The sequence below is a fragment of the Paenibacillus sp. YIM B09110 genome (genome assembly GCF_037167145.1).
Taxonomy (GTDB): Bacteria; Bacillota; Bacilli; order Paenibacillales; family Paenibacillaceae; genus Pristimantibacillus.
In genome coordinates this window covers 1-3,505 of the sequence record NZ_JBANSP010000055.1, presented here as the reverse complement: position 1 = coordinate 3,505, position 3,505 = coordinate 1, and the positions used below count along the sequence as shown (strand labels likewise).

The window sequence follows — 3,505 nt, the reverse complement described above, 5'->3', positions numbered from 1 at the left end:
ACAGCTGTTATATAACCCGTTCCTCCATCAAGGCTGTATTCCATCATGCCTGCCTTGATTCCCTTCAGCTTGCCTGCATTTATCCCATCGAAGCTAAAGATGATGGCAGGTGCCGCAGGTGTCGTTTCCACTGTGGCCTTCAATGTCACCGGGGAGGTTAGATCTGACGTCTGTGCAGGGGTCACCTGTCCTTTATCTATCGTGACTATTGCCGTCGCATTCGTATCATAATCCACTGTACTGTTACCCACAAGCGCGATCGTCAGTGACGTCTTGCTCAGCCATGTTACCTTCCCCTGCGTGATGCCATCAGGCAGCCCTGTAAGCTTCACTGTTGCGTTATCCGGATTCGCATTGATGTCTCCATTAGTCAGCTTCACCGTTATTAACTGCCCATTCTCTGAACCTTCCTTGAAGGCGGTGCCTGTCGCTGCAGTTATCTTAGCAGAAGGTTTTACTGTCACATTAATTGTAGTATTGACTGTACCCATGGAAACTCGAATAGTAGTACTCCCAGGACCCATTCCTTTAATCTTGCCATTTTCGACTGTTGCAATTTTAGTATTCGTAGATGTAAAGGTACTGTAGGTAGTCACATCAATTGCAGATCCATTCCTGAGTGTCCCGGTAATGGTCGGAAAAGCTTCCGATTGGCCTTGTACTAGGGTCAATGATGAAGGATTCGCTTTTAGCGAAATAGGAACAGGCGTCTCGATAAAGTAATTTAATACACCATAAGCATCATAGCCAAAATAAGAATTGTTATCTTTCACCTCTACAACGATTGAATAATTTCCTGCGTGATCAGGTGTCCAGCTGAATGTATTATTCTCTGAATAGGCTTGTCCCAGAGTCCAGGAGTAGCCGTCAAATATCATAAATTGATATTGCATTTCAGAGCTGCCGCTTGCATTAGCACTGATTTGTATAGGCTTACCTACTATTTGTGGACTGGGCGTATTTGTATGAATACTATTTAAGGTTATTTCTGGCGTATTGTTTGAAGAACTAACCGAATTAAAATAAATCCTTCTGTTCGTATTATCAAACGCTGTACCGTCAATATATCCAAATACTAATTTATCCCCTCTGGATATACCAACCTTATTAACATCTCCATAAGATATATATGGCAGATCACTATATGTTTTTATTAATTGATGTGTATTCACATCAAATAGTTTAATCGTGTCTCTATCTGTTGTGACAATGAATGTATTATCACCGCTAAATGCCGCAGCAGTAGGATACGCTCCTGTGTCCCACTCACCAAATTTGTTTGTAATATTGCTGCTGTCAATATCAAAAATGGTGTAACCTGGTCCGTTTCCTGCGCCATTGGGATAGGCGACATGTAGGCCATCATTAGAAATGGTAAGGTCCTGACCATTTTCTCCTGCACTCAATTGTTCTTTATAAGTTAATTGCTGATTGGTTTCGTCATACTGGAATCTCATTAAAGTACTGGAACTTATACCTTTGTCTCCTAGAAGCAAGTTGTTATTATTCTTATCGTATGCCAAAAAGTCCCCACGAACTCTATTGGAAGTGTATGTCGAAAGCTCATTGTTTTGGTTGATATCAATAATACTGATTGCACTCGAAGATGCAAAGGCAATGTTACCTTCCCCAAAAATCACATCGGCATTTTTATTTTTTGTTGTTATATAAGTAATCGTATTTAAATTAACATCAATTTTTGCAATTTTATTGGTATTCGCCTGAGTAGCAAGAATAATACCTCTATTAAAATCAAAATCAATTCGATCAGGTACTGCCTGAAGTTGATATTGCTTTCCGATCTCGCCCGTAAAAACATTATAGAAAATGATTTTACTATTTAGTATATCCCCCAGAAGCAGCCACCCATCCGTAAGCGGGATCATATCCTTCAGAGTATATCCATTCGTATAATTTGAAGTCGCCTGACTCATATAATAATCTACGGTATCTTCTGTAGTATTGTTAAATTCCTTGCTTTTGACGGTTACTTGCTTTTGATCAATCTTAGTGGAACCGTTGCTTACAGTTAGAGAGAGAATATAATCACCAGCTACATCGGGAACAAAAGAGGTCACCTTATTATTGCTATTCGCTAGTGCACTCAGGCTTCCAACGGGTTTGGACTGGATCTCCCATTGGTAGGTTGATGCGGTTGCTGCGACGTTACTATATTTTGCTCCATCTAAAGATACGTTAAAACCTTTATAGGTAATATGGGGTATGTACCTATTGATTTCACCAGCCGGGATATTTCCTGTCTCAACCAGTGAAACATCATCGTACCAAACCGAACCGCTGCCGTCCAAAGCAAGAAGGATAAACACACTATCTGCATTTGGATCTGCTACAAAATGAATAGAAGCCGGAGTCCATCCAAATGTGCCTTTCGAACTGACAGATCTCTGGGAACCATCGATATAGTTACCATCCTTGTCGTATTGTTCTATAGAAATAAAGGATCCGATTTCATTTCCAGTTACTGATACTCCAGAACCTTTACTCCATGTACTCAAAGAATATACCTTCCCAGGATTGATAGATACTGTATTTCCAAGAAAAGCAGTGATTTTTTTACCGCTAATCTTTACAGAACTCTCTCCATTGCCATGAGATATATTGTCCCATGTAAATGTTGGTGTTCCTCTTCCATTTACACTATACAGTTCCCATGAACCAGAGTAATTTGGATCATATTCAAAATCACCATTAACAATTAAGTTTTTGGAAATTGCGCTTAATGCTTTCATATCCGATCTCTTATCAGATTTCATATCAGAGTCAGTTGACGCATCAATTTTTTTTCTACTGTTAACTAGTGAAGCGTTTATTTTTATAGACTGCGATGCGATCGATTGGATTTCAGTTATTTGCTGAGCATCCGGTTCTTCAATTACATCAGAAGCAAATGCTTTAGGATTATAAATGAAAACAGTTGATAAAATAGAAAAGAATATGCAAGCCATACTTCCTAATAATAATAGCTTCTTAATAATCCGATTCATTTTATACCTCCAATTAATTTTTTCCAGACAATATATGTAAATGTAATTCATTTTGGCAAAATAAACCCCTTCGGCAGCTTGTTGACGGCTTGCCATTATCGTTGAATATTCCGAAAAAGATACCCTGCCTATTTGTAATATAATAGCATAATGTATTAAAAAAGAGAGATTTGAGTTCAAATTTTCTACCCTCGAATCTCAGATAGATTGCATCTTTATACAAACCAGCGAAAGTAGAACTAAACTTTGCTGAGGATGGTAGATTTTCCAGTGCTGCTCCTTTATTTAGGCTGTAATGGCAAGTTTAAGAGCCATCCTTGCAGGATGGCCCCGAAAGGCATTAATTTCGCACTACTTGTGATACGGTTCAGCGTATCATCAATAGGGCGAAAATTAAAGGCACCCAATGGGGCAATGTCATTAAGATAACCTCTAAGACAAGATCAGGAATATGAATGTAATCCGAAACGGCATGGGGAACCTCCTTTGCCGTTTGTTTT

General features: G+C 39.1%; 1 protein-coding gene. It reads right to left on the bottom strand.

The window, feature by feature from the left end; translation table 11 throughout:
* On the bottom strand, positions 1 to 3,005 hold a 3,005-nt coding region (locus V8F51_RS31405; RefSeq protein WP_337104440.1), incomplete at its 3' end, for a hypothetical protein.
* Positions 3,006 to 3,505: the final 500 nt, after the last annotated feature.